At 58.2% G+C, this 24020-nt stretch carries 27 protein-coding genes; 23 read left to right on the plus strand and 4 right to left on the minus strand.

The window, feature by feature from the left end:
• Positions 1-73 precede the first annotated feature (73 nt).
• The 18 genes from rpmF (at position 74) to R2940_04885 (ending at position 14353) form a co-directional block, all read left to right on the plus strand.
• Positions 74-253 carry a 50S ribosomal protein L32 gene (gene rpmF, locus R2940_04800; protein ID MEZ4599091.1) on the plus strand — a complete coding sequence of 60 codons (180 nt, stop codon included), beginning with the start codon at positions 74-76 and terminating at the stop codon, positions 251-253.
• 12 nt (positions 254-265) lie between these two features.
• A complete protein-coding gene (plsX, locus tag R2940_04805; protein ID MEZ4599092.1) occupies positions 266-1330 on the plus strand; it encodes a phosphate acyltransferase PlsX in 1065 nt (354 codons plus the stop codon).
• 19 nt (positions 1331-1349) lie between these two features.
• Entirely contained in the window at positions 1350-2330 is a 981-nt protein-coding gene (locus tag R2940_04810; protein MEZ4599093.1) for a beta-ketoacyl-ACP synthase III, read from the plus strand.
• 58 nt (positions 2331-2388) lie between these two features.
• Positions 2389-3303: an ACP S-malonyltransferase gene (gene fabD / locus R2940_04815; GenBank protein MEZ4599094.1), complete on the plus strand. Its 915-nt coding sequence runs from the start codon at positions 2389-2391 to the stop codon at positions 3301-3303.
• Between the two features lie 27 nt (positions 3304-3330).
• Positions 3331-4068, plus strand: coding sequence for a 3-oxoacyl-[acyl-carrier-protein] reductase (gene fabG / locus R2940_04820; protein ID MEZ4599095.1), 738 nt, complete (start codon positions 3331-3333; stop codon positions 4066-4068).
• Positions 4069-4162: 94 nt separating this feature from the next.
• A complete protein-coding gene (gene acpP, locus R2940_04825) occupies positions 4163-4396 on the plus strand; it encodes an acyl carrier protein (GenBank protein MEZ4599096.1) in 234 nt (77 codons plus the stop codon).
• Positions 4397-4556: 160 nt separating this feature from the next.
• Positions 4557-5789: a beta-ketoacyl-ACP synthase II gene (gene fabF / locus R2940_04830; protein ID MEZ4599097.1), complete on the plus strand. Its 1233-nt coding sequence runs from the start codon at positions 4557-4559 to the stop codon at positions 5787-5789.
• Between the two features lie 10 nt (positions 5790-5799).
• Complete coding sequence (rpiB, locus tag R2940_04835; GenBank protein MEZ4599098.1) at positions 5800-6255, plus strand: ribose 5-phosphate isomerase B; 456 nt, start codon at positions 5800-5802, stop codon at positions 6253-6255.
• Between the two features lie 98 nt (positions 6256-6353).
• Positions 6354-7604, plus strand: a complete 1251-nt coding sequence (gene glyA, locus R2940_04840) for a serine hydroxymethyltransferase (protein ID MEZ4599099.1) — start codon at positions 6354-6356, stop codon at positions 7602-7604.
• Positions 7605-8069, plus strand: coding sequence for a cytidine/deoxycytidylate deaminase family protein (locus R2940_04845; GenBank protein ID MEZ4599100.1), 465 nt, complete (start codon positions 7605-7607; stop codon positions 8067-8069).
• Entirely contained in the window at positions 8066-8539 is a 474-nt protein-coding gene (gene nrdR, locus R2940_04850) for a transcriptional regulator NrdR (GenBank protein MEZ4599101.1), read from the plus strand. Before R2940_04845 ends, nrdR begins: the two co-directional genes overlap by 4 nt.
• Before the next feature lies 1 nt (position 8540).
• A complete protein-coding gene (gene ribD, locus R2940_04855; GenBank protein ID MEZ4599102.1) occupies positions 8541-9653 on the plus strand; it encodes a bifunctional diaminohydroxyphosphoribosylaminopyrimidine deaminase/5-amino-6-(5-phosphoribosylamino)uracil reductase RibD in 1113 nt (370 codons plus the stop codon).
• Positions 9638-10291 carry a riboflavin synthase gene (locus R2940_04860; GenBank protein MEZ4599103.1) on the plus strand — a complete coding sequence of 218 codons (654 nt, stop codon included), beginning with the start codon at positions 9638-9640 and terminating at the stop codon, positions 10289-10291. Before ribD ends, R2940_04860 begins: the two co-directional genes overlap by 16 nt.
• 35 nt (positions 10292-10326) lie before the next feature.
• Positions 10327-11532, plus strand: a complete 1206-nt coding sequence (locus R2940_04865) for a bifunctional 3,4-dihydroxy-2-butanone-4-phosphate synthase/GTP cyclohydrolase II (protein MEZ4599104.1) — start codon at positions 10327-10329, stop codon at positions 11530-11532.
• Positions 11533-11575: 43 nt separating this feature from the next.
• Positions 11576-12043: a 6,7-dimethyl-8-ribityllumazine synthase gene (ribE, locus tag R2940_04870; protein ID MEZ4599105.1), complete on the plus strand. Its 468-nt coding sequence runs from the start codon at positions 11576-11578 to the stop codon at positions 12041-12043.
• A gap of 2 nt (positions 12044-12045) precedes the next feature.
• Positions 12046-12516 (plus strand): transcription antitermination factor NusB, encoded by a 471-nt coding sequence (gene nusB / locus R2940_04875; GenBank protein ID MEZ4599106.1) that lies wholly within the window; start codon positions 12046-12048, stop codon positions 12514-12516.
• A gap of 5 nt (positions 12517-12521) precedes the next feature.
• Complete coding sequence (locus R2940_04880; GenBank protein MEZ4599107.1) at positions 12522-12965, plus strand: M17 family peptidase N-terminal domain-containing protein; 444 nt, start codon at positions 12522-12524, stop codon at positions 12963-12965.
• Positions 12966-13042: 77 nt separating this feature from the next.
• Complete coding sequence (locus tag R2940_04885; protein ID MEZ4599108.1) at positions 13043-14353, plus strand: homoserine dehydrogenase; 1311 nt, start codon at positions 13043-13045, stop codon at positions 14351-14353.
• A 75-nt stretch (positions 14354-14428) separates the two neighbouring features.
• On the opposite strand, the gene R2940_04890 is transcribed toward R2940_04885, so the two are convergent.
• Both R2940_04890 and R2940_04895 read right to left on the minus strand, forming a co-directional pair.
• A complete protein-coding gene (locus tag R2940_04890; GenBank protein MEZ4599109.1) occupies positions 14429-14932 on the minus strand; it encodes a tRNA (cytidine(34)-2'-O)-methyltransferase in 504 nt (167 codons plus the stop codon).
• 145 nt (positions 14933-15077) lie between these two features.
• Complete coding sequence (locus tag R2940_04895) at positions 15078-16373, minus strand: O-acetylhomoserine aminocarboxypropyltransferase/cysteine synthase family protein (GenBank protein MEZ4599110.1); 1296 nt, start codon at positions 16371-16373, stop codon at positions 15078-15080.
• A 142-nt stretch (positions 16374-16515) separates the two neighbouring features.
• On the opposite strand from R2940_04895, the gene R2940_04900 reads away from it, so the two are divergent.
• On the plus strand, positions 16516-17952 hold the full coding sequence (locus R2940_04900; GenBank protein ID MEZ4599111.1) for an NFACT family protein: 1437 nt from the start codon (positions 16516-16518) through the stop codon (positions 17950-17952).
• Positions 17953-18143: 191 nt separating this feature from the next.
• On the opposite strand, the gene R2940_04905 is transcribed toward R2940_04900, so the two are convergent.
• Together R2940_04905 and R2940_04910 are read right to left on the minus strand one after the other, a co-directional pair.
• Positions 18144-19055 (minus strand): proline dehydrogenase family protein, encoded by a 912-nt coding sequence (locus R2940_04905; protein ID MEZ4599112.1) that lies wholly within the window; start codon positions 19053-19055, stop codon positions 18144-18146.
• Positions 19056-19251: 196 nt separating this feature from the next.
• Positions 19252-19527: an HU family DNA-binding protein gene (locus tag R2940_04910; protein MEZ4599113.1), complete on the minus strand. Its 276-nt coding sequence runs from the start codon at positions 19525-19527 to the stop codon at positions 19252-19254.
• A 339-nt stretch (positions 19528-19866) separates the two neighbouring features.
• On the opposite strand from R2940_04910, the gene bioB reads away from it, so the two are divergent.
• The 4 genes from bioB to R2940_04930 all read left to right on the plus strand — a co-directional run bounded on the left by bioB (position 19867) and on the right by R2940_04930 (position 23755).
• Positions 19867-20853, plus strand: a complete 987-nt coding sequence (bioB, locus tag R2940_04915) for a biotin synthase BioB (GenBank protein ID MEZ4599114.1) — start codon at positions 19867-19869, stop codon at positions 20851-20853.
• Positions 20837-21586 (plus strand): dethiobiotin synthase, encoded by a 750-nt coding sequence (gene bioD, locus R2940_04920; GenBank protein ID MEZ4599115.1) that lies wholly within the window; start codon positions 20837-20839, stop codon positions 21584-21586. Before bioB ends, bioD begins: the two co-directional genes overlap by 17 nt.
• A 96-nt stretch (positions 21587-21682) precedes the next feature.
• Positions 21683-23035: an adenosylmethionine--8-amino-7-oxononanoate transaminase gene (bioA, locus tag R2940_04925; GenBank protein MEZ4599116.1), complete on the plus strand. Its 1353-nt coding sequence runs from the start codon at positions 21683-21685 to the stop codon at positions 23033-23035.
• Positions 23036-23185: 150 nt separating this feature from the next.
• Positions 23186-23755 (plus strand): nicotinamidase, encoded by a 570-nt coding sequence (locus R2940_04930; GenBank protein MEZ4599117.1) that lies wholly within the window; start codon positions 23186-23188, stop codon positions 23753-23755.
• Positions 23756-24020 lie beyond the last annotated feature (265 nt).

Here is a 24020-nt window from a genome sequence, read left to right on the forward strand (position 1 = left end):
CCCGGCTGTCGATCAGGGGGCAGGCGAAAAATATGACGACCGCCAAGCCGGTGGTAAAAAAGGAGCACATCAAATGGCTGTACCCAAGAAGAAAACCTCCAAGTCCAAAAGAGATATGCGTCGCGCCCACGATTTTCTGACGGCCCCCGGCATTTCTGTCTGCCCTCAGTGCAAGGAACCCAAGCAACCCCATCATGTCTGCAGCAGCTGTGGTACCTACAAGGGTAAGGCCGTCACTGAAACCGCTGAATAGAGGGCGCAATTTTTGAAAGAACGGATCATAGTTGCCGTCGACGCCATGGGCGGGGACAATGCCCCGGACGTTGAGGTGGAAGGCGCTGTCGCCGCGGCACGACGGTGGGGAGTCTCGGTCATCCTGGTGGGTGATACGGAACGCATTGAGGCCTGTCTGTCACGTCATTCATGGCAGGGGCTCGACATCTCAATTCAGCATGCCAGCGAAGTTGTCGGAATGCATGATTCGGCTTCCGATGCCGTGCGCAAAAAGAAAAATTCTTCGATCAGAGTCGCTTTTGAGCTTGTCCAGAGCGGGCGGGCCCACGCCGTGGTGAGCGCCGGAAATTCAGGGGCCACCATGGCGGTCGGGATGTTTCTGCTGAAACGCATTTCGAATATCGACAGACCTGCCATTGCCACCATTTTGCCTAATCTGAAAGATCAGACGGTAGTCCTCGATGCCGGCGGCAATGTCGACTGCAAACCCCTTCATCTGGCCCAGTTCGCAACCATGGGGGATGTCTACGCCCACTCTGTGCTGGGCAAGGTCCGGGCAAGGGTCGGGCTGCTGGCCAACGGTGAAGAGGAAAGCAAGGGCAACGACCTGATCCGCGAAGCTCATCGTCTGCTCAAGAATTCAAATCTGAACTATGTCGGATTCGTTGAGGGGCGGGATATCTACAACGGCTCGGTCGATGTGGTGGTCTGTGACGGGTTTGTCGGCAACGTGGTTCTCAAGGTTTCCGAAGGACTGGCAGAGGCCATAGGCGTCATGCTGCGAAAAGAAATTTCCCGTCGCTTTCTGGCCAAAATTGGCTATATCCTGGCCCGGCCGGCGTTCAAGGCCTTCAAGAAAAGGGTCGATTACGCCGAATATGGCGGCGCCCCGCTTCTGGGCATACAGGGAACCGGGATGATCTGCCACGGCGGATCGAATCCCCGGGCGATAATGAACGCGATCGGCATGGCGCGGGAATCGGTGGCTCAAGGGGTCAACGAACGGCTGGTTGCTCAGCTCCAGGGTTGCCAACAGGAAACTCTGATCGGAGAGGCGACAAAAGTGGCGCCCGAACAGAAGGGGTATTCGGCCTGAGCTGCCGAGGAGTAGCCACATGAAATACAGCAGGATCATCGGGACAGGCTCCTTTTTGCCTGAACGCGTGCTCACCAATAAGGATCTGGAACAGATCCTCGACACGTCGGATGAGTGGATCGTGACCAGGACCGGCATCAGTGAAAGACGGATTGCCGGCGAGAAAGAGCACACTTCCGACCTGGCCGCTCAGGCTGCCCGGCGTGCCCTGGAAATGGCCGGTTTGACCGCCGGTGATATCGATCTCATCGTTGTGGCTACGGTTACGGGGGATTTCAGCTGGCCGGCAACAGCTTGCATGGTCCAGACTTTGATCGGGGCCGATCGTGCTTTCGCCTTCGATGTTTCGGCTGCCTGCAGCGGGTTCCTCTACGGTCTGGCCACAGCCGACAATTTTCTGCGGTCTGGGTCGGCTCGGCGCGCCCTGGTCATCGGCGCCGAAATCTTCAGTCGCATTGTCGACTGGGAGGATCGTGCGACCTGCGTCCTGTTCGGGGACGCGGCGGGAGCCGTGGTACTGGAACAGCAGGAGGGTGATCGGGGAATTCTGTCCACTCACCTGCACTCCGACGGTTCTTTCTGGGAACTCTTGTACCAGCCTGGCTTCGGCTCGCGCAATCCCTACGACGGAAAAGGCGGCACAGCCCAGCCCCCCTATCTGCAAATGAAGGGGAACGAGGTTTTCAAGGTCGCCGTGCGCTCCCTCTACGAAGTGGCCATCGAGGCTTTGGGCGCCAACGGTATGACCGTGGACGATATCGACTGGTTCATACCCCACCAAGCCAACAACAGGATCATCGAGGCTGCTGCGAAACGTCTTGAATTGCCCCTGGAAAAACTGGTGGTCAACGTGTCCCGGGTTGGCAACACGTCGGGGGCCTCGATACCTGTGGCCCTGGACGAGATCAACCGGAACGGCAGCCTGAATCCCGGCAATATCATTTTGATGGATGCCTTCGGCGCCGGCTTCACCTGGGGATCGGCCCTGATCCGGTGGTGAGACGGCGGCAAGGGACAGGACCCTGGCTGAATTGAAGAGTAAGGAGATTAGGGCAGAAATGGTTGCTTTTGTCTTTCCCGGACAGGGATCGCAGTTCGCCGGCATGGGCAAGGACCTGGCCGACAACTTCCCGGCGGCCCGACAGGTTTTCGAAGAAGCCAACGACAGTCTCGGCATCAATCTGGCCAGGCTCTGTTTCGATGGACCCGAAGAGGAACTGAAGCTGACGGCCAATACCCAGCCGGCCATCGTTACCGTCAGCGTCGCCGCTTTGCGGGTGGTGGAAACGGAATGCGGAATGCAGGCCGACTTTTCGGCGGGTCATTCGCTGGGCGAGTATTCCGCGCTTGTCTGCGCCGGTGCCCTGAGTTTTGCCGATGCCGTTCGGACGGTGCGGCAGCGCGGTACCTTCATGCAGGAGGCGGTACCTGTAGGCGTCGGGACCATGGCCGCGATCATGGGGCTGGATAATACTGTATTGGAAGCTGTCTGCAGCGAGGCGGCCCAGGGAGAGATAGTCGCCCCCGCCAACTTCAACAGCCCGGGGCAGGTCGTGATTGCGGGTCATGTCGCCGCTGTTGAAAGAGCCATCAAGCTGGCAGGGGAGAGGGGCGCCAAACGCGCCATGGTCCTGCCTGTCAGCGCGCCCTTTCATTCTTCCCTGATGGTCCCTGCCGCCGATCGGCTGCAGGAGGTGCTGCAGAATGTTGTCGTGGGTCCCATGAGGCACCCTGTGGTGAGCAACGTCGAGGCGTCCCCCAACCAGGACCCGGAAAGGGTTCGTTCACTGCTGGTCAGCCAGGTCAGTGCGCCGGTTCGTTGGGATGAATCGGTGTCGGTCATGGTTCAACTGGGGGTGGAAAGGTTCGTCGAGATCGGTCCCGGGAAGGTACTGTCCGGGCTGATCAAGCGGATTGCCAAGGGCGCCGTCATTCAGAATGTCCAGGATGCAGCCGGACTCAAGGACCTGTAGTCTGGACCGGAAACAGGGAGAAACCGAATGTTCAATGAAAGAGTAGCCGTGGTGACCGGCGCGTCCCGAGGTATAGGACGGGCCATTGCCTTGCATCTTGCTGCCGGCGGCGCCAGGATTGTGGCCTCGGCCCGCAATGCCGAACTTCTGGACGGGCTGGTGGACGAAATTCGCAGCAAGGGCGGCGAAGCTCTGGCAGTTCCCGGCGACGTCGCCCTGGCCGCCGATGTGGAGCGGCTCTTCGACGAGGCGGCCAAGACTTTCGGACGGGTCGACATTCTGGTTAACAACGCCGGCATCACCCGCGACGGGCTGCTGATGCGGATGAAGGAGGAGGATTGGGATGCGGTGATGAACACCAATCTCAAAGGTGCATTTCTCTGTTGCCGGGCTGCCGCCAAGCTGATGGGGAAACAGCGCTATGGACGGATCATCAATATCTCTTCTGTGGTGGGGGAAATGGGAAACGCCGGACAGGCCAATTATTGTGCCAGCAAGGCCGGCATGATCGGCCTGACCAAGTCCGTCGCCCGTGAGCTGTCCAAACGGGACGTCACCGTCAATGCCATCACCCCCGGATTCATTGTGACCGACATGACTGACGGCCTGACCGAAAAGGTCAGGGACGAGCTGCAGGGGCAGATCCCGCTCGGTCGCTTCGGGGAAGCCGAAGATATCGCTCATGCTGTCGCCTTCCTGGCGTCCGAGGCTGCCGGATACATCACCGGCCAGGTCCTCGGGGTCAACGGCGGCATGTATATGTAACTAGCCCGGGCTTTATTCGTAAAAGCCCGACACTTGCAGGGTTTACACGTCCGATCATGGTATCGGTCCGAACAACAAAAAGGAGGTGAAGCAAATGGCTTCTATTGAGGAAAAAGTGAAACAGATTGTGGCGGAACAACTCGGGGTGGACGAAGACCAGGTGACCGGTGACGCATCCTTCATGGACGATCTTGGCGCCGACTCTCTCGATACCGTGGAACTCGTCATGGCTCTCGAGGAGGAGTTCGACATCGAGATTTCCGACGAAGATGCCGAAAAAATCGCCACCGTTCAGGATGCTATCGACTATATTGCCGAGAATTCCTGATTTGTACTAGAATTACGGAAAATGTGGAGGAAACGTCAGTTTCCTCCCATTTCAATCGTCAGATACCGACCGCTGCGGCCTCCGAGGCCGGCGCCGGTTGTTCGAAGATACCGGGAAGCCGACTTTGATGTCGGCTTTACCGTAAGGAGACAGAGAATTTATGCGAAGAGTCGTCGTAACCGGGCTTGGCGTCGTTTCTCCCCTTGGTACCGGGGTAGCCAAAAATTGGGATGCCCTGATGCAGGGCAAATCCGGCATCGGGCGGATTACCCGGTTCGACGCCTCGGAGTTCCCGACCCAGATCGCCGGGGAGGTCAAGGATTTCAATCCTGACGACTTCATCCCCAAGAAAGAGACCAAGAAGATGGATCTCTTCATCCAGTATGCCCTCGGGGCAGCCGAAGAGGCCATGCAGGACTCCGGTCTGCAGATCACCGAAGCCAATGCGGAGAGGGTCGGGGTTCTGGTCGGAGCAGGACTGGGCGGACTTCCGACCATCGAAAAATATCACCAGGCGATGCTCGAGGGCGGGTACAAGAAGATTTCTCCTTTCTTCATACCGATGCTGATCATTAACCTTGCCCCGGGTCACATTTCCATGCGTTTTGGGGCAAAAGGGCCTAATCTTTCCTCCGTCTCCGCCTGCGCCACAGGGACCCATTCCATCGGTGACGCCTATCATATGATCGTCCGCGGCGATGCCGATGCCATGATTGCCGGTGGCGCCGAATCCACCATTACCGGTCTCGGCGTGGGAGGGTTCAATGTGATGCGCGCCCTGTCCACCCGCAATGACGACCCCGAAGCCGCCAGTCGTCCTTTTGAAAAGAATCGCGACGGCTTCATCATGTCTGAAGGGGCCGGCATCGTCATTCTGGAAGAGTATGAAAGTGCCCGCAAGCGCGGTGCCCGTATTTACGGCGAAATCGCGGGATACGGGCTGAGCGGCGACGCCCATCATCTGACCGCACCGGCCCCCGGAGGGGAAGGTGCTGCAAGATGCATGAAGATGGCTCTCGATCGGGCCGGCGTTAATCCGGACCAGGTCGATTATATCAACGCCCACGGCACGTCAACACCTTTCAACGACCTGTATGAAACCATGGCGATCAAGACGGTTCTCGGCAACCATGCCGCGAAAACCATGGTCAGCTCCACCAAGAGCATGACCGGTCATGCCCTCGGCGCCGCTGGCGGCATTGAGGCCGTCTATTCCCTGTTGACCATGGTAAAAGGGGCGGTGCCTCCGACCATCAACTACGAAGAGCCCGATCCGGATTGCGATCTGGACTACGTGCCTAATCAGGCCCGGCAGGCGGAGGTCAGGATTGCCATGTCCAACTCCTTCGGCTTCGGCGGGACCAACGCCACGCTTTTGTTCAAAAAGGTTTGAGGAGGCCGAAATGCTGATCGTTGCCAGCGACCACGGCGGGCTCGAGCTGAAGGAACGGATCAAGGAGTTCCTCCGGGAGCGAGGCTGTGAGGTCCGCGATCTCGGCACCTACAACGGAGATTCGGTGGACTACCCGGACTTCGGCATCATGGTGGGTCGGGCCGTGTCCCGCGGAGAGGCCGAAAAGGGCATATTGATCTGCGGAACCGGCATAGGCATGTCGATTGTGGCCAACAAGTTTCCCCGGGTCAGGGCCGCTCTCGCCTGGGATGAATTTACCGCCCGCATGGCCAAGGAACACAACAACGCCAATATTCTCGTCCTTGGCGGGAGAACCCTGGATGCTGAGAATGCCTGCAAAATGATCGGGACCTGGCTGGATGCCGGTTTCGAGGGGGGCAGACACCAGCAGCGCCTTGATAAAATTGCCCGGATCGAAGACGATATCCGCAACGGACGCGTCTGAGTTACCGCCGGCCAACAGCATTGAATGGGCAGGCTGCGGTCTGCCCATTCGGTATTTTTGACCTACTCATACAGCGAAATCAGTCACGGAGGAAAGGCATGTCCGAAATGCTTGAAGGTTTTGACCCCGAAGTCAGCCGGGCCATTTATCAGGAAACCGAGCGGCAGGAATACAACCTGGAATTCATCGCTTCGGAAAACTTTGTCAGCGAGCGGGTGATGGAAGCCCAGGGTTCCGTCATGACCAACAAGTACGCGGAAGGCTATCCCCGCAAGCGGTTCTACGGCGGCTGCGAAAAGGTCGATATTGTCGAGGATCTGGCCATCGCCAGGGCCAAGGAACTGTTTGGCGCGGAGCATGCCAACGTCCAGGCCCACTCCGGCTCCCAGGCTAACATGGCGGTCTACTTTGCCGTCTGCCAGCCCGGCGATACCGTGCTTGGCATGAACCTCGCCCATGGCGGACACCTGACCCACGGGTCCCCGGTCAATTTCTCCGGTAAGCTCTACAATATCGTTTCCTACGGAGTGCAGAAGGAAACCGGGCGCATCGACTATGACGAGTTGGAGCGTCTTGCCGTCGAGCACCGGCCGAAACTGATCGTGGCCGGGGCCAGCGCCTATCCCCGCCTTATCGATTTTGAGGCTTTCCGACGGATTGCCGACAAGGTCGGCGCCAAGGTTATGGTCGATATGGCGCACATCGCCGGTCTGGTTGCCGCCGGTCTCCATCCCAGCCCGATCCCCCATGCGGAATTCGTCACCACCACCACCCACAAGACCCTGCGCGGCCCCCGGGGCGGTATGGTGCTGTGCCGGGAGGAGTTCGCCAAGCAGATCGACAGCAATATCTTCCCCGGCATCCAGGGCGGGCCGTTGATGCATGTCATCGCGGCTAAGGCGGTGGCCTTCAAGGAAGCCCTGTCCCCTGAGTTCAGGGAGTACTCGGCCCAGGTGGTGAAAAACGCCAAAGCGCTGGCCGAGGCATTGGTCAAGCGCGGCTTCAATCTGGTGTCCGGCGGCACTGACAATCACCTCATGCTGGTCGATTTCAGCGGTACCGAAATTACCGGAAAGATGGCTTCCGCCGCCCTGGAGGAGGCCGGGATCACCGTGAACAAGAATACGGTGCCTTTTGAAACCCGCTCTCCCTTCGTGACCAGCGGCATCCGCCTTGGAACGCCGGCGACCACGACCCGTGGACTTCAGGAGCCGGAGATGGAACGGGTGGCCGGATGGATCGCGCGGGCGATCTCCGATATGGACAAGCCGGAAGTGCTCGCGGAAATCAGAGGTGAAGTTCGGGATCTTTGCAAGAAATTCCCCCTCTATGCCCATCGGCTCAAGTAAATGAATCGTCCTTCCTGGGAAGAATATTTTATGGAAATCGCCCGCCTGGTGGGCAGCCGGTCCACCTGTCTGCGCCGGCAGGTGGGTGCCGTTCTGGTGAAGGACAAAAATATCCTGGCTACGGGATACAACGGAACGCCCTCGGGGATCCGCCATTGCCAGGAAATAGGCTGCCTGCGTGCCCGCCTCAGTGTGCCTTCCGGGGAACGGCACGAACTCTGTCGCGGGCTGCACGCCGAACAGAACGCCATTATCCAGGCGGCCAAGCACGGTGTCAACATCAGCGGCGCCACGCTCTACTGCACCAATTCTCCCTGCATCATCTGCTCCAAGATGATCATCAATGCCGGCATCGTCCGGATTGTGTTCCTGGAGGGTTATCCCGACGAATTGTCCGTTGAAATGCTGCGTGAATCCGGCATCGAGGTGGAGCAGTTCGGGACCGAAACGGAAGAACGATCATGAAGTGTCCGTTCTGCAATTTCGGCGATACCAAGGTCATCGACTCCCGCCTGGGGAAGGAGGGAAACAACATTCGCCGGCGCCGGGAATGCATCCAGTGCGAGCGGCGTTTCACCACCTATGAAAGGGTCGAGGAGATTCTGCCGCTGGTGGTTAAGAAAGACGGTCGCCGTCAGCCCTTCGATCGCCTCAAGGTGATCGCCGGAATCCAGCGCGCCTGTGAAAAAAGGCCGGTGTCCATTTCCACCATCGAAAAGATCGTCGATCAACTGGAACGTCAGCTGCAGGAGAGCGGGGAGCGCGAGGTTGAATCGAGCCGTATCGGCAAGGCGGTCATGGATGCCCTGCACGATACCGATGAGGTGGCCTACGTCCGTTTTGCCTCCGTCTACCGGCAGTTCAAGGATATCAACGAGTTCATGGCGGAATTGAAGGACATTCTGGCTCATAGCGGGGGACGGAAAGAAACCTGAAATGCATGGTGTGGACCATTTCATGCGTCTGGCACTGTGCCAGGCCCGCCGGGGTGAAGGGCGGACCCGGCCGAACCCTGCGGTCGGCGCCGTGGTCGTCCTCGACGGCCAGGTGATCGGGGAAGGCTACCACCCTCAGGCCGGCCAGCCCCACGCCGAAATCTTCGCCCTGAAGGCCGCCGGGGAACGAGCCCGGGGCGCCGATCTTTACGTCACCCTCGAACCCTGTTCCCACTACGGCCGGACCGGGCCCTGCACCGAAGCGATCCTTGCCGCCGGTATCCGGCGGGTTTTCGTCGGCACCGTGGATCCCAATCCCCTTGTTGCCGGGCAGGGGTTGAACCGGCTGCGGCAGGGGGGGGTGGACGTTGCCTGTGGTTTCCTGGAAAAGGACTGTCGCCGCCTGATCGCCCCCTTTGCCAAACATGTCACCACCGGTCTGCCCTTCGTCATTCTCAAAAGCGCCGTGACTCTTGACGGCAAGACGGCCACCTCCAGCAGCGATTCCCAATGGATCACCAACGCCACCAGCCGCGCCTATGTCCATCATCTGCGGGACCGCCTCGATGCCGTCATGGTCGGGATCGGAACCGTGCTCAAGGATGATCCCCTGCTGACCACCCGGTTGCCCGGAAAAACGGGCCGGGATGCCATGCGGATCGTGGTCGATTCGAGCTTGCGGATTCCATCTGAATCCCGCATGCTGAACCAGACTTCTTCAGCACCCACCCTGATCGCTACCACCGAACAGGCCTTGAGGCAGAGGGGGCCGCAACTCTCCCGGGAGAATGTCGAGATCCTGGCCCTTCCACCCCGCGACGGTCGGGTCGATCTTTGCGAATTGCTGGGGAAACTTGGGCGACGGGGGGTGCAAAGCATCCTGCTGGAAGGAGGGGCGGTGCTCAACCACGCTTTTCTGAAGGCCGGCCTCATCGACCGCATGATGGTGTTCATTGCGCCGAAAGTGATCGGGGGCAGCGATGGAAAGGGGATTTTCGCCGGTCAGGGGGTTCCCCTGCTGGATGATGCCGTGCAGCTGGAGGACATTCGGATCCGGCGTTTCGAGGACGATATCCTGGTCGAAGGGGAGGTGAAACGATGTTCACCGGTCTGATCGAGGATCTTGGCAGCGTTCGCACGCTGCAACGGGACGGCGACAGCGGCAGGATCACCATTTCGACGGCACTGCCTCTGGCAGAGATCCGCATTGGCGACAGCATCGCTGTCAACGGCGCCTGCCTGACCGTCACCTCTCTGGGCGATGGGATGTTTACTGCCGACGTATCGCCGGAAAGTCTCGCCAGGACCACCCTGGGAGAACTCCAGACAGGTCAGAGGGTAAACCTTGAGCGGGCCCTGCGTGTGGGTGACCGGCTCGGGGGGCACCTGGTCAGCGGCCACGTCGACGGCGTCGGGCAGGTGGTCGAGCGGGTTCAGGAACGGAATACAATCCGGTTCACCATCAAGAATCCCCCCACTCTCAGCCGCTACCTGGTGGAAAAGGGGTCGGTCTGTATCGACGGCATCAGCCTGACGGTCAATGCCGTGGGCAGGGAGACCTTCAGTTTGACCATCATTCCCCTTTCGCTGGCCAAGACGACTTTGCAGGACCGCAAGACGGGATCGCGAGTGAACATCGAAACGGATATCCTCGGAAAATATGTGGAACGTCTGCTGCGGTATCGGGAAACCGGTCAGCCGGCCTCGGGGTCGGTCGACCTTGATTTCCTTGCCAAGCACGGTTTTCTGTGACATATTACGGGGTCGCGAAAAGGGAGAAGTGAAAGATGCCTATAGCTAGAGTAGAAGCAGCATTGGAAGATATCCGCCAGGGCAAAATGGTTATCCTGGTAGACGACGAGGATCGGGAAAATGAGGGTGATCTGGCCATGGCCGCCGAACTCGTGACCCCCGAGGCCATCAATTTCATGGCCAGGGAGGGATGCGGTCTGATCTGCCTCTCTCTTACGGAAGAGCGTGCCAATCACCTGGATCTTCCGCTTATGGTGCGAGAGAACTCCTCCTCCTTCGGTACCGCCTTTACCGTTTCCATCGAAGCGCGCCGCGGGGTGACCACCGGCATCTCCGCCAAGGACCGCGCCACCACCATCCAGGTGGCGATTGCCGACGAGACCACGGCCCGCGATCTGGCCCGACCGGGCCACGTTTTCCCCCTGAGGGCGAAAAAAGGCGGCGTTCTGGTGCGTGCGGGGCAGACCGAAGGATCCGTCGACCTGGCCCGCCTGGCCGGCCTGAAGCCTGCCGGTGTGATTTGCGAGATCATGAACCCCGACGGTACGATGGCACGCATGCCCCAACTGGAGCAATTCGCCAAAAAGTTCGATCTGAAGATCGTAACCATAGCCGATCTGGTCAGCTACCGGATGCAGAAGGAACTCCTTGTCCATCGGGGGGCCGAGACCATCATTCCCACCCCTTTCGGCGGTGAATTTCTGGCCATCGGATACGAAAACGATGTCGACGATCTGCAGCACCTCGCCCTGGTCAAGGGGCAGATCGATCCGGAAAAACCGGTTTTGGTTCGGGTGCATTCCGAATGCCTGACCGGCGATGTCTTCGGCTCCATGCGCTGCGACTGCGGCGATCAGCTTCATGCGGCCATGTGCCAGATCGCTGCGGAGGGTTGCGGCGTCATCATCTACATGCGGCAGGAAGGTCGTGGCATTGGCCTGATCAACAAGCTGAAGGCCTATGCTTTGCAGGATGACGGTCATGATACCGTCGAAGCCAACGAAGCCCTCGGCTTCAAGGCCGACCTGCGGGATTACGGCATCGGCGCGCAGATCCTGCTCGATCTCGGCGTCCGCAAGATCCGCCTCATGACCAACAACCCGAAAAAGATCGTCGGCCTCGAAGGTTATGGTCTGGAGGTCGTCGAACGGGTGCCGGTCGAGATGACCCCGACCTGCACCAACATAAAATACCTGAAAACCAAACGCGAAAAGCTGGGGCACCTGCTGGAAAATCTTTAATGCTGGTTGCAAGACACGGTTTCGCTATCCGGGAGATAGATAAATGGTCAAAATCATCGAAGGCAAACTTGACGCCAAGGGTCAGAAGATCGGCATTGTCATCAGCCGTTTCAACAGTTTCATCTGCGAGCGGCTCCTCGAAGGGGCGATGGATGCCCTGATTCGGCACGGCGCCGAGGAGGAGGATATCGAGGTCGTTCGCGTACCGGGCGCCTTCGAAATCCCTCTGGCGGCGAAAAAGATGGTCGACTCCCGTCGTTACGAAGGGATCATCTGCCTTGGAGCGGTGATTCGCGGGTCCACCCCGCACTTCGACTACGTCTGTGCGGAAGTGTCCAAGGGTATCGCCTCCGTTAGCCTCGACTCCGGCATGCCGGTTGGATTCGGCGTCCTGACCACCGACTCCATCGAGCAGGCCATCGAGCGTGCCGGCAGCAAGGCCGGCAACAAGGGCGCGGAGACGGCCTTGGCCGTCATTGAAATGTTGAACGTATTCAAGGCACTGCAATAAAGATGCAGATCGGGTATCGGCGCCAGGGGCGTGAACTTGCCGTAAAGATTCTTTACTGTTTCGATCAGGGGGCAGAGAACATGCAGGCCGTTCTCAACCTCTTCTGGAACAATTTCCGCTTCAGCAATGATGTTCTCGGCGAACCCCTGGAGGACGCCAACGCCCCCGTTCCCTCCGAAGCAAGGAGCTTCGCTGAGGCTCTTGCCCATGGGTTCTATCAGCACCGGGATCAGATTGACCGGATCATCGATGAATTCTCCACCAACTGGTCGATCGAACGGATGGCCAAGGTTGACCTGGCTATTTTGCGCATGAGCTGTTATGAAATCCTCTTCATGCCTGAAGTTCCGACCAGCGTAGTGATCAACGAAGCGGTGGAGATCGGCAAACGCTACGGTACTGGAGAGACACCTTCCTTTGTGAACGGTCTGCTCGACAAGATTTCGCGTATTTACAGGGCTTCTTCGGGATGAGCCCCGTGAGGATAGAGAACCAGGCGCCCGACAGGATCGCGGGCGATGTGGTGACCGCTTTCTTTTTTGAGGATCAACGCCCGTTGCAGGGTTCGGCCGAACTTCTGGACTGGCGTCTCAATGGAGTATTGACCCGGCTGCTGCTTGATGGAAATGCCAGGGGCGCTCCCGGGGAATTCATTCTGGTCCGGAGCAATGGCAAGCTGAACGCTGCCTGGGCACTGTTTGCCGGCGGCGGAAAAAGGTCCCATCTGGCGCCTTTCACCTATTCCGGTTTGATTGAAGGAGCCCTCGAACATTGCCGGCGGGCCGGTTTCCGGCGCATCGCCCTGTGTCTTTCGGCTCTGGTCGAACAGGACGATGGCTGGCTGCAGGACCTTGCGCAGGATTTGCTCGGTCCCGGTCAGGACGAGCAGGTCAATCTTACCGTTCTCGAGACCTTCGGGTAAAGCCGGGCAGATTACGGTTTTTGAATCAGGGCTCGACCTGTCTCTGAGGACAGGTCGTATTATCAGCAGGGGGAGCTATGAAGGAGATCAGGGTAGGACTTCTGGGGTTCGGCACCATCGGTGTCGGCGTCGTCAAGGTATTTCAGCAGAATTCGGAACTGATGGCCCAAAGGCTTGGAGCCCGATTGACTCTGGCTCGGATCGCCGACCTGGACATTACCACCGACCGCGGCATCAAGGTTTCCCCCGAACTGCTGACTACCGACGCCAACCAGGTGCTGACCGATCCGGAGATCGACATTGTGATCGAACTGATCGGCGGATATGAACCGGCCCGCTCCTTTGTGCTCAAGGCCATCGCCCAGGGCAAGCATGTCGTCACCGCCAACAAGGCTCTGCTGGCCAAACATGGCAACGAGATCTTCGCCGCCGCGGCCGAAAAAGGGGTCGAGGTGATGTTCGAAGCATCCGTGGGCGGGGGGATTCCGGTCCTCTCGGCGATCAAGGAAAATCTGTGTGTCAACCGTTTCCGGTCGATTTTCGGCATCCTCAACGGCACCTGCAATTACATCCTGACCCGGATGACCGAAGAGGGGGCCGATTTTGCCGCCGTTCTCAAGGATGCCCAGGCCAAAGGATATGCGGAGGCCAACCCCACCTTTGATATCGAGGGGGTGGATACGGCGCACAAGCTGGCCATTCTCATCTCTCTGTGCTGCGGCACCTCGATCAACTTCGACGAAATTCATATCGAGGGGATTTCGCAGGTCACCCCCCTCGACATCGAATTCGCCCGTGAATTCGGCTACAAGATCAAGCTTTTGGCCATCGGCCGGCAGGTCAACGGTCAGGTCGAGGCCCGTGTTCACCCAACCATGGTCCCCGCCGGCAATCCCTTGGCCCAGGTCAGCGGTGTGTTCAATGCCGTGCGCCTGGTGGGAGATTTCGTCGGCCCGGTCATGTTTTATGGCCAGGGCGCCGGTATGGATGCCACCGCCAGCGCCGTCATGGGCGATGTCATGGCTATCAGCCGGGATGTTTTGACCGGTGCCGTCAATCGTACTCCCGCTCTGGGGTGCAAACCGGAATTCATGACCGAACTGGGCGTGCGGAAGATGGAGGATATCGTTACCCAATACTATCTGCGCTTCACGGTCCTCGATCAGCCGGGGGTTCTGACCCGACTCTCGGGGGTGCTGGGGGAATACAAGATCAGCATCGCTTCGATGATCCAGCCGGAGCGTCAGGAAGGGGAGAAGGTGCCGATCGTCATTATGACCCACGAGGCCAGGGAGGCCGATATTCGGGCTGCTCTCGAGACAATCGACCAGTTCGACGTGATCCAGGAAAAGAGCCGCTACATCCGGATCGAAAACCGGATCGAATAGCGGAACCATTCTTGATCAACAAAAAAGGCGCCTGCAGGGGCGCCTTTTTTGTATGTCGACTTCCATCTGCGGCGGTTAAGTCAACCGCCCGGTTTGCCGTAAGGCTTCATAAAGAACGATACCGGCGGCCGTGGAGAGATTGAGGCTTCGAACCCGCTCGTTGAAGATCGGGATGCGAAGGGCCTGTTCCGGATGAGCGGCGAGAAGAGCCTCGGGAAGCCCCTGGGTCTCCTTGCCGAAGACGAGAAAATCCCCTGGTTGAAAGTCAGCTTCAATGTGGCTTTTGGCGGCTTTTTTTGAAGTGAACCAGCAGCGTGCACCCGGATTCTGCCGCAACATTTCCTCAAGAGAATCCCACCGCTGCAACACGATCTCATCCCAGTAGTCGAGCCCGGCCCGCTTGAGATAACGGTCATCCAGAGAAAAACCGAGTTTGCCGACCAGATGCAGAACCGTCCCGGTGGCCCCGCAAAGGCGGGCGATGTTGCCGGTGTTCGGCGGAATCTCCGGTTCGACGAGGACGATGTGGAAAGACGGAAAAACGGCTCCCGGCTCCTGGCTCTTGGAGTTTGGCAACATCAGAATAAAAAAACCTCAAAAGAATTGGCCACCGAATTATGCTTTGCCCACAAGCCACAAGCCACAAGCCACAAGCCACAAGCCACAAGCCACAAGCCACAAGCCACAAGCCACAAGCCACGAGCTACGAGCTACGAGCTACGAGCTACGAGCCAACGGCCGCTGCCTTCAACGCCTGATCGAAATCAGCGATAATGTCCTCGATGTCCTCGATGCCGACGGAGACCCGGATAAAATCAGGACTGACTCCGGTGGCTTTTTGCTGCTCCGGCGACAATTGCTGATGAGTGGTCGAGGCCGGATGAATGACCAGGGTTTTGGCATCGCCGATGTTGGCCAGATGACTGGCCAGCTTCACCGCATCGATAAAGCGGGTACCGGCTTCCTTGCCCCCCTTGATGCCGAAGCCGAGGATACCGCCCTGGCCCTTGGGCAGGTAACGGAGGGCCCGCTGATGGTCGGGGTGGCTGGGCAGGCCGGGATAATTCACCCAGGACACCTGAGGATGTCCTTCGAGGAACCGCGCCAGTTCCAGGGCATTGCTGCAGTGCCGGGGCATGCGCACGGGCAGGGTTTCCAGCCCCTGAAGAAGCAGAAAGCTGTTGAAGGGTGAGATGCAGGGGCCGAGGTCGCGCAGCAGGGTGACCCGCATCTTGGCGATGTAGGCCATGCTGCCCAGGGCCTCGTGATAGATCAGCCCGTGGTAACTCGGGTCCGGGGTGGTGAATTCGGGAAAACGGCCGCTCGACCAGTCGAAATGGCCGCTGTCCACAACCGCCCCTCCCAGTGAGGTTCCGTGGCCGCCGATAAACTTGGTCAGAGAGTAGCAGACGATATCGGCGCCATGGTCGATGGGGCGAAACAGCACAGGAGTCGCCACCGTGTTGTCGACGATAAAGGGAATGCGATGTTCCCGGGCGATGGCGGCCAGGGCCTCAAAGTCATCGACATTGTTTTTCGGGTTGCCGATGGTCTCGGAAAAGATCGCCTTGGTGCCGTCGTCGATGGCCGCGGCCACATTGGCGGGGTCGGAGCTGTCGACAAAGGTGACCTTGATCCCCATGCGGGGCAGGGTGTGGTTGAAAAGATTGTAGGTGCCCCCGTAAAGGAAACTGGTCGAGACGATATTGTCACCCGCCCGGGCCAGATTCAGGATGGCCAGAAGAATGGCCGATGTTCCGGAAGCCACGGCCAGAGCCCCAACGCCGCCGTCCATGGCGGCAAGTCGTTTCTCCAGCACATCCGTCGTCGGATTCATGATCCGGGTATAGATGTTGCCCGGCTCCTCCAGAGCGAAAAGCCGTGCGGCATGAGCGGAGGAGTCGAAGACATACGATGAGGTCTGATAGATGGGGACAGCGCGTGATTTGGTCGCCGGATCCGGGTCCTGGCCGCCGTGCAGGGCTTCGGTACCGATCCGGTAGGATGTTTTTTCAGACATAATGCCTCCTTGGACTCTCGGCAGAAAAGGATTAAGTTAAGCCAGGTGCCGTGAAGGTGCAATCATACCAGATCGGTCAGGGATAGGGCGATTTATTTTTCTCCGCGGCCGGCGCAAGTTTTTTCGAAGGAAGGACGTTTTCATGGACAGCCTGGATATCGAAGCGATCCTCGATGAGGTGGGCGAACTTCTCGCCGGTGCTGCAATCAGCAAAATATATCAGCCTTCGTCGGACACTCTGATCTTCAAGCTCTGGACCGGCCGCGAGTCCCACCGTCTTCTGATTTCGGTCGCTCCCGGTCGAGCGCGTATTCATCTCACCAACCAGCCGTATCCCAACCCGCCGGCACCGGCGCGTTTCTGTCAACTTCTGCGGGCGAGACTGACCAGGCTGATAAGGATGGAACAGGAGCCGGGAGGAAGGATCGTCCGCCTGGTGTTCAGCGGAGCGGCCAGAGGGACCGAAGGGCCCGCCGTATACACCCTTGTGGCAGAACTGTTCGATTCTCATGGAAATCTGGTGCTGCTGGACCAGCAGGGGCGCATTGTAGATGTCTTGAAAAGGATACGGGGAGACGGACGCAGAGAACTTCTCCCCGGCCGGGAGTATCACCAACCCCCCTCTCCACAGAATAGGATGCAAAGCGAAAGAAAATTGTCTTCCGTACCCTTAGAGGCTTCACCCTCCCAAGCGGCCGATGATGACTACATGCGGCGGGAAGGGCAGAGCGATGGCCTGGACGAAAGGCGGGTCCTGCAGACCCTCGTCCGGCGTCAATTGAAACGCCTGGCCACACGAAAGGCCCGGATTCTTATCGAGCGTGGGGCCGCGGAGGGTGCGGAGGATCTGCGGGAGAAGGGGGAATTGCTTTTGGCCAATCTGCACCGCCTGCGGCCCGGAATGGCGGCCGTCGACCTGGAAAACTATTACAGAGATCCGCCGGAACCGGTCTCCATCCCTTTGGAGGCGCGCCTGAACCCGAGGGAGAATGCGGAGAAGTATTTTAACCGTTACAAAAAATTGAAGCGAAGCCGCGACCATATCGCCCGTCGCCTGAAAGTAACGGAAGACGAGTACAACTGGCTGGACCATGTGGCGCTGGCTCTGGAAGAGGCGGAAACCGCAGATGATCTTGGCACGATCCGGCGGGAACTGACAGAGGCCCGTCTGCTGCCGCCGTTGCCCCGTCCCCCCGCTTCACAGCGCAGCGCCGATCCCGCCCGCGGGGTGAAGCAAGCCCTGTCTCCGAACGGCTATCGCCTCTACTGGGGGACCAGCAACCGGGTCAACGACCATGTCAGCCGGCATCTGGTCAAGGGGGAAGACCTGTGGTTCCACGCCCTGAACATCCCCGGCTCTCACCTGGTTCTGAAAAAAGACCGGGAAGGCCCGGTTCCGCTCGAGGATCAGCTCTACGCCGCATCCCTGGCTGCCGGATATTCCCGGGGGAAAGGGGAGGGAAAAGTAGACGTGATGGTCGCAGAGGGCAAGTGGGTGAAAAAGTCCAAGGGGGCACGGCCCGGGCTGGTCGTGGTGAAACAGTACCGGACCTTGACGGTGGCTCCGAGGAGAGGATGAAGACAGCCCATGGGCCATGGCTCATTAAGCTTACGGTTTTTCCAAATCGAAATCGCTATCGAAATCGAAATCGGGGGTTAGGCTTTTTAAACAAAAATCCAGAGCCAAAGGACGATTTCGATCCCGATTTCGATTTCGATTTGGATAAAAACTTTGAAAAACCCTTTTTGCCACGAGCCACGAGCACTGATTTATTCCCTCAAATGCCTCAGCAGAAACCACAGATTCGCGGGGCGCTCGGCGAGGCGGCGCATGAAGTAGCCGTACCAGTCCTTGCCGTAGGGCAGGTAGATACGCACACGATGTCCTTTGCTGAGCAATTCGGCCTGCAGAGTGCGGCGAATGCCGTAGAGCATCTGGAATTCAAAATCGGATTCGTCCAGCCCGAATATGAAAGCCATATCGGAGGCAAATTCGATCAATTTTTCGTCATGGGTGGCGATGGCCGGCTGCTGCCCCTCTTTGAGAAGGGTTTCCGCCAGGCGCATGAAGGACAGGAGAGTATCCTCCCTGTTCTGGAAGGCGACATTGGCGTTTTCCAGGTACGCCCCTTTGACCAGGCGAACGGGTATCCCCTCCCGGACTAGGTGGTCCAGATCTTCGCCCGAGGAACGTAGGTGGGATTGTATGACGGTTCCGATGTTTTTATACTGGGCATGCGCCCGGTGAACCAGATCCAGGGTTATTTCGGTAAGATCGGAACCTTCCATGTCCACCCGGACGAAACGGTCATATTCCCTGGCCGTATTGAGGACCTGCAGAAGGTTTTCGAAGGCGAGATCCGGGTCGACCCGAACACCCAGATGGGATAGCTTGACCGAGAGCCCGGCATCGAGATTTTCCCGGGCGAGATCACGGACAAGAGCTGTATATTCCTCAACGGCTGCGGCCGCATCCTGCGCAGCCGATACTTCCTCCCCCAGATAATCGAGAGTGACCTTGAAGCCTTCCCGGTTGAGGCGATAGGTGGTGTTCAGAGCTTCCAGGCGGGTTTCTCCAGCGACAAACCGCTTTTTGGCCCGGCTTCCAAAATGGTTTTTGCGAAAAAACTCTTCGAGGAACCGTTGTCGGGAAAGAAAAAGGAGCATTCGGCGCAAAAGCATCGTGGGGGCCCTTCGCTATAATTTCCAGAGGCGCCTTATGGAATGGATATGAGGTCTGGTGGACGGCAGCGTGACCTGAGGTGTGTCAATTTGCTGAAGAAAGGCAAGGGAAGCGGGGGGGCAATTCAGTACGCAAGATGCCCCCGTTACCCGGTTCCGAAAAGCAGACGGACAAACTGGCCCAGTCTTCCAGGGGTCAATTGTTGATTCTGTCCCTAAGCGCTTTGCCGACCTTGAAAAAAGGGAGTTTTTTGGGTTTAACCTGGATGACTTCCCCCGTTTTCGGATTCCGGCCGGTGTATGCCTTGTAATCCTTGACCACGATGCTTCCGAAACCGCGAATTTCTATACGGCCTCCATCCGCCAAAGTCTGTGTCATTGACTGCAACAGGATATTGACGATCTCTTCGGCCTTCTTGTAGGTCAAACCTTTTTCCCGGGCCAAAGCTTCTACAAGTTCAGATTTGTTCATGCATGCCTCCGGCGAGATTTGATGGCATCCGTCGGTCCGATGGGGACGGGACCGAAAAGATTGGGGTCTTGTGTCCGCAATCAGCCAGCCTCCTGAAAACAGATCGCATCTTCAAACCGGGCAATCAGTTCAACGGCCCGAGCATGGCATGGGTGGTAGCGAGTTAAACGCCTAAATTGTCTTTGTATTTAACGATATCCGGGTGTGCCCGCGCTGTCAACCGGCTACAATTTTTTCCTGGGAAGATCCGGGAATTGTCAACCGTCTTTATGTGGCTTGTTGACAATCCCCTGTCTTGCCTATATTTTGACCCGACAAGTCGACGAAAAGGGGAAGCAAATGAGACACCAGATCAATCAGTGGACGGATAAGGTCTTGAGCGGCGGGAATTTATCTGCTGAGGACGGCCTGAAAATGCTTCATCTGGAGGGGGCCGATCTGGCATACCTTTTTGCCGGAGCCCAGCTCTTGAGGGAACACTTTTTCGGCCGCAAGATCGCTCTCTGTTCCATCATCAATGCAAAATCCGGCTTGTGCCGGGAAGACTGCGCCTTCTGCGCCCAGTCCGCCCATCATCAGGCAGAGGCTCCGATCTATCCTCTGAAAGATGTCGAAGAAATTCTGGCAGGGGCTCGATTGGCAGAACAGAGGGGATGTCGCTGTTACGGCATCGTCACCAGCGGCAACCGTCTGCAACCTGGCGAGGAGATGGACCGGATTCTGACCGCCATCCGGGAGATCCGCCGAACCACCTCTATTCGGCCATCGGCATCTCTTGGGTTTCTGGATTCCGCAACTGGAGCCGCCCTGGCGGCTGCCGGGTGCATCACCTACCATCACAATCTGGAAACGGCCCGTTCTTTTTTTCATCGTATCTGCACCACTCACGACTATGAGGAGGCCGTGGAAACCGTTCGGGTGGCCAAGGCCGCCGGAATGGCAGTCTGCAGCGGGGGAATTTTCGGGCTTGGAGAAGATCTGCGGCAGCGGGTGGAGTTGGCCACCACCCTTCGCGATCTGAAGGTCGATTCGATCCCGCTGAATTTTCTGGCTCCGGTGCCCGGCACCCCCCTCGGCAACCGGCGGGAGTTGACCCCCATGGACTGCCTGAGGATCATCGCCCTGTTCCGGTATCTGCTGCCGGACAGACGGATCAGCGTCTGCGGCGGACGGGAGCTGAACCTCAGGGAATTTCAGTCCTGGATCTTTCTGGCCGGTGCCAGCGGGGTCATGGTGGGAAACTATCTGACCCGTCGCGGGCGTGAATTGTCGGACGATCTCCAACTGATCGAGGATGCGGGGTTGCAGTATGACGGTTGCCCCTGATCCGGGAACGCGGGGAATTTTCGTCACCGGAACCGATACCTCCGTCGGCAAGACAATCGTAGCAGCGGGACTGGCCCGTTTGCTGGCTGACAGCGGCATCGATGTCGGCGTCTTGAAACCGGTGGAAAGCGGCGTGCCCGACCCCGATGGGCCGGGAGAAGACGCAGCCTTGCTTGCATGTGCATCGGGCTGTCGGGAACCGATCGATCTGATCAGCCCCTATCGGCTTCGCGAACCGCTGGCTCCATCCCTTGCCGCCAGGCGGGCGGGAATCGATATCCGGCTTTCCGTCATCCTGGACGCGGCCAAATCGATGTCCTGCCGCCACGAGTTTACGCTTGCAGAGGGGGCCGGAGGATTCCTCGTACCCTTAGCTGGGAAGCTTCTGGTTGCCGATATCGCTTCCCATCTCGCATGGCCCCTGCTCATTGTCTGCCGGCCTGGCCTCGGGACCATCAACCATACCTTGCTGACGGTGGAAGCCGCTTGCCGAAGAAATCTGCCCCTGGCCGGATTGATCGTCAACGGCATGCCCTCCGAGCCCGACCCTGCCGAGGCGCATGCCCCGGAGATGCTGGCCGAACTGACCGGCCTGCCGGTGTGGGGAAGCCTGCCCAGGGTGGAGGAGGGCGATCCGCAACGGAAAGTGAAAATAATAGCGGGCTGTCTTCGTCGATTTGCGGACTGTGATCGGTTTGTAAAAGAAATAAAAAATTATCGAAAAAACAAATAGATATATCCTTAATCTGAGAATCAGAATTAGGTATGAGGGGGGTGATCACTTTACCCCCAAGAGCTTTTCATCATAGAGGGTACCACAGAGGAATTCATGACCAAGGAACAAATTCTCGAATTCGACCGCCGCCACGTCTGGCATCCCTGCACCCAGGAGAAGGACCACGAAACCTTTCCGCCCATTCCCGTTTCCCACGGGGAGGGGGTCTATCTGGTGGACATGGACGGCAAACGCTACATTGACGGGGTGTCCTCCTGGTGGGTCAATCTTTTCGGCCATAATCATCCCCGTCTCAATCGAGCCCTGGCCGAGCAGGCCGGACGGGTCGCCCATCATATTTTTGCCGGTTTTACCCATGAATCTGCCGTGGAACTGGCCCGTAGACTTTGCGAAATGACCCCCGGCCATTTGACTAAAGTTTTTTTCGCCGACAACGGATCATCCGCGGTGGAAGTGGCTCTGAAAATGAGTTTTCAGTACTGGCAGCAGACGGGTCATATCCGGAAGACCCGGTTCGTTTCTCTGAGCGAAGGCTACCACGGAGAAACCATCGGCGCTCTTTCGGTCAGCGGCTGCGATCTCTATCGGCAGGTCTATCAGCCACTGCTGCTGGATACCTGGCGGGTCCAGGGACCCGATTGCTATCGCTGCCCCTATGGACAGGAGCGAAACAGTTGTGCTGCCCAGTGCTTCGAACACCTTGAAAAACTTGTCGTCTCCCGCAGAGATGAAATTGCTGCCGTAATCGTCGAACCCCTGATCCAGGGTGCGGCGGGCATGCGCATCTACCCTCCTGTCTATCTGAAAAAACTGCGGCGCCTGTGCGACGACTGCCAGGTTCACTACATTGCCGACGAGATCGCCGTGGGTTTCGGCAGAACCGGCAGAATGTTCGCCAACGAGCATGCGGGGGTGGCGCCCGATCTGCTCTGCCTGTCCAAGGGGATTACCGGGGGGTATATGCCCCTCTCGGTGACCCTGGCCATTGAAGACATTTACCGGGCCTTTTACGACGAGTATCCGACCCTCAAGGCCTTTCTCCATTCCCACTCCTACAGCGGCAATCCTCTGGCCTGTGCCCTCGCCGTCGAAGTGCTGAAAATCTTCGAGGAGGAACGGATTCTCGAGAGCCTGATCGGAAAGATGGCGATACTCGACAAGGCGGTGGAGCGTTTCGAGAGTTTGCCCCACGTCGGTGAATTCCGTCGCTGCGGTATGGTGGCAGCGCTGGAACTGGTCCTGGACAAGACGGGCAAGGTTCCTTTTCCGTGGCAGGAAAGGCGAGGCTATCGGGTTTTTCAGGAATCATTGAAAAGAGGCGCGTTGCTGCGGCCCCTGGGAAACGTCGTTTACTTCATGCCGCCGTTGACCATATCTTCCGCCGAACTGGAGACTCTGCTCGATATCGCGTATGATTCGGTTATAACTACAGTAGCTGGTGGCTAGTTGCTGGTGGCTGGCCGCCGCCGCAGGCCTAGCCTGAGTTAAGCCGAGAAGGCGCAACGCAAACAGCGGCCAAAAGGGCCGGAATTTGAAGGCAGGATAAACCGCACGGGACACTAGCAACTAGCCACTGAATTGAAAGGAAGTGCGCCCATGCTTCAGCCCGCAAAGATGCTGCAGGAAGGTGATGGACTGCTGGTCGTGGACGTGCAGAACGATTTCTGCCCCGGTGGAACTCTGGCCATCGAGGGGGGCGACGAGGTCGTTCCTGTTCTCAATTCCTGGATCCAGGCCGCACGAGAACGAGGATTGCCGGTTTATCTGTCCCGTGATTGGCATCCAAAAGGGCATCCCAGCTTCTCGCCCCAACAGGGACCCTGGCCGGTGCATTGCCTGCAGGATACCGAAGGGGCCGCTTTCCACCCGGATCTGATGGTTCCCGAAGGCTCCGTGGTGGTGACCAAGGGTGTTCGTTTCGACCAGGATCAGCTGTCCGTTTTTGACGAAACGGGATTTTCCGCCAAGCTGCGGCGCGACGGTGTCAGACGCCTCTGGATCGGAGGACTGGCGCTCGACGTTTGTGTCATGGAGTCGGCAATGGACGCCCGTCGTGAGGGGTTCGAAGTCTGCCTGCTGTTGCCGGCCTGCCGGCCGGTCACCAGAGAGGGAGGCGAAAAGGCTCTGGACCGGTTGCGCCGGATGGGTGCGGAAGTGATTAACTGAAAAAGCATGCAAGCAAACGGCGCAAACCGCCGGGCAATGTGGTCTGATTTCCTCATAAAAATATTTGCAAAATCCTGATATTAAAACGACATTTCCAGCCATTTTAATCCTTTTTTTCAAAGAAAAAAATACCTTCACCCCATTAAAATCCTTGTAATTGCTTTTCAGATTCGCTAAAAATATTGTGTCATTCCGGGTTCTTATCGGTTGATTGGCAATCATCCTCTGTTTTGCCCCGCCGCTGGATCGATCAGACAGAATCCCT

It is taken from the genome of Syntrophotaleaceae bacterium (assembly GCA_041390365.1).
GTDB lineage: Bacteria > Desulfobacterota > Desulfuromonadia > Desulfuromonadales > Syntrophotaleaceae > JAWKQB01.

Excerpts from the sequence above, each read along its gene's own strand:
- glyA (MEZ4599099.1), top strand. The coding sequence starts at position 6,354 with ATGTCCGAAATGCTTGAAGGTTTTGACCCCGAAGTCAGCCGGGCCATT.
- R2940_04845 (MEZ4599100.1), top strand. The coding sequence starts at position 7,605 with ATGAATCGTCCTTCCTGGGAAGAATATTTTATGGAAATCGCCCGCCTG.
- ribE (MEZ4599105.1), top strand. The coding sequence starts at position 11,576 with ATGGTCAAAATCATCGAAGGCAAACTTGACGCCAAGGGTCAGAAGATC.
- bioD (MEZ4599115.1), top strand. The coding sequence starts at position 20,837 with ATGACGGTTGCCCCTGATCCGGGAACGCGGGGAATTTTCGTCACCGGA.
- R2940_04890 (MEZ4599109.1), bottom strand. The coding sequence starts at position 14,932 with ATGTTGCCAAACTCCAAGAGCCAGGAGCCGGGAGCCGTTTTTCCGTCT.
- R2940_04895 (MEZ4599110.1), bottom strand. The coding sequence starts at position 16,373 with ATGTCTGAAAAAACATCCTACCGGATCGGTACCGAAGCCCTGCACGGC.
- fabG (MEZ4599095.1), top strand. The coding sequence starts at position 3,331 with ATGTTCAATGAAAGAGTAGCCGTGGTGACCGGCGCGTCCCGAGGTATA.
- rpiB (MEZ4599098.1), top strand. The coding sequence starts at position 5,800 with ATGCTGATCGTTGCCAGCGACCACGGCGGGCTCGAGCTGAAGGAACGG.
- R2940_04860 (MEZ4599103.1), top strand. The coding sequence starts at position 9,638 with ATGTTCACCGGTCTGATCGAGGATCTTGGCAGCGTTCGCACGCTGCAA.
- fabD (MEZ4599094.1), top strand. The coding sequence starts at position 2,389 with ATGGTTGCTTTTGTCTTTCCCGGACAGGGATCGCAGTTCGCCGGCATG.
- bioA (MEZ4599116.1), top strand. The coding sequence starts at position 21,683 with ATGACCAAGGAACAAATTCTCGAATTCGACCGCCGCCACGTCTGGCAT.
- R2940_04905 (MEZ4599112.1), bottom strand. The coding sequence starts at position 19,055 with ATGCTTTTGCGCCGAATGCTCCTTTTTCTTTCCCGACAACGGTTCCTC.
- ribD (MEZ4599102.1), top strand. The coding sequence starts at position 8,541 with ATGCATGGTGTGGACCATTTCATGCGTCTGGCACTGTGCCAGGCCCGC.
- R2940_04885 (MEZ4599108.1), top strand. The coding sequence starts at position 13,043 with ATGAAGGAGATCAGGGTAGGACTTCTGGGGTTCGGCACCATCGGTGTC.
- acpP (MEZ4599096.1), top strand. The coding sequence starts at position 4,163 with ATGGCTTCTATTGAGGAAAAAGTGAAACAGATTGTGGCGGAACAACTC.
- R2940_04810 (MEZ4599093.1), top strand. The coding sequence starts at position 1,350 with ATGAAATACAGCAGGATCATCGGGACAGGCTCCTTTTTGCCTGAACGC.
- R2940_04930 (MEZ4599117.1), top strand. The coding sequence starts at position 23,186 with ATGCTTCAGCCCGCAAAGATGCTGCAGGAAGGTGATGGACTGCTGGTC.
- R2940_04865 (MEZ4599104.1), top strand. The coding sequence starts at position 10,327 with ATGCCTATAGCTAGAGTAGAAGCAGCATTGGAAGATATCCGCCAGGGC.
- bioB (MEZ4599114.1), top strand. The coding sequence starts at position 19,867 with ATGAGACACCAGATCAATCAGTGGACGGATAAGGTCTTGAGCGGCGGG.
- rpmF (MEZ4599091.1), top strand. The coding sequence starts at position 74 with ATGGCTGTACCCAAGAAGAAAACCTCCAAGTCCAAAAGAGATATGCGT.
- nusB (MEZ4599106.1), top strand. The coding sequence starts at position 12,046 with ATGCAGATCGGGTATCGGCGCCAGGGGCGTGAACTTGCCGTAAAGATT.
- R2940_04900 (MEZ4599111.1), top strand. The coding sequence starts at position 16,516 with ATGGACAGCCTGGATATCGAAGCGATCCTCGATGAGGTGGGCGAACTT.
- fabF (MEZ4599097.1), top strand. The coding sequence starts at position 4,557 with ATGCGAAGAGTCGTCGTAACCGGGCTTGGCGTCGTTTCTCCCCTTGGT.
- nrdR (MEZ4599101.1), top strand. The coding sequence starts at position 8,066 with ATGAAGTGTCCGTTCTGCAATTTCGGCGATACCAAGGTCATCGACTCC.
- R2940_04910 (MEZ4599113.1), bottom strand. The coding sequence starts at position 19,527 with ATGAACAAATCTGAACTTGTAGAAGCTTTGGCCCGGGAAAAAGGTTTG.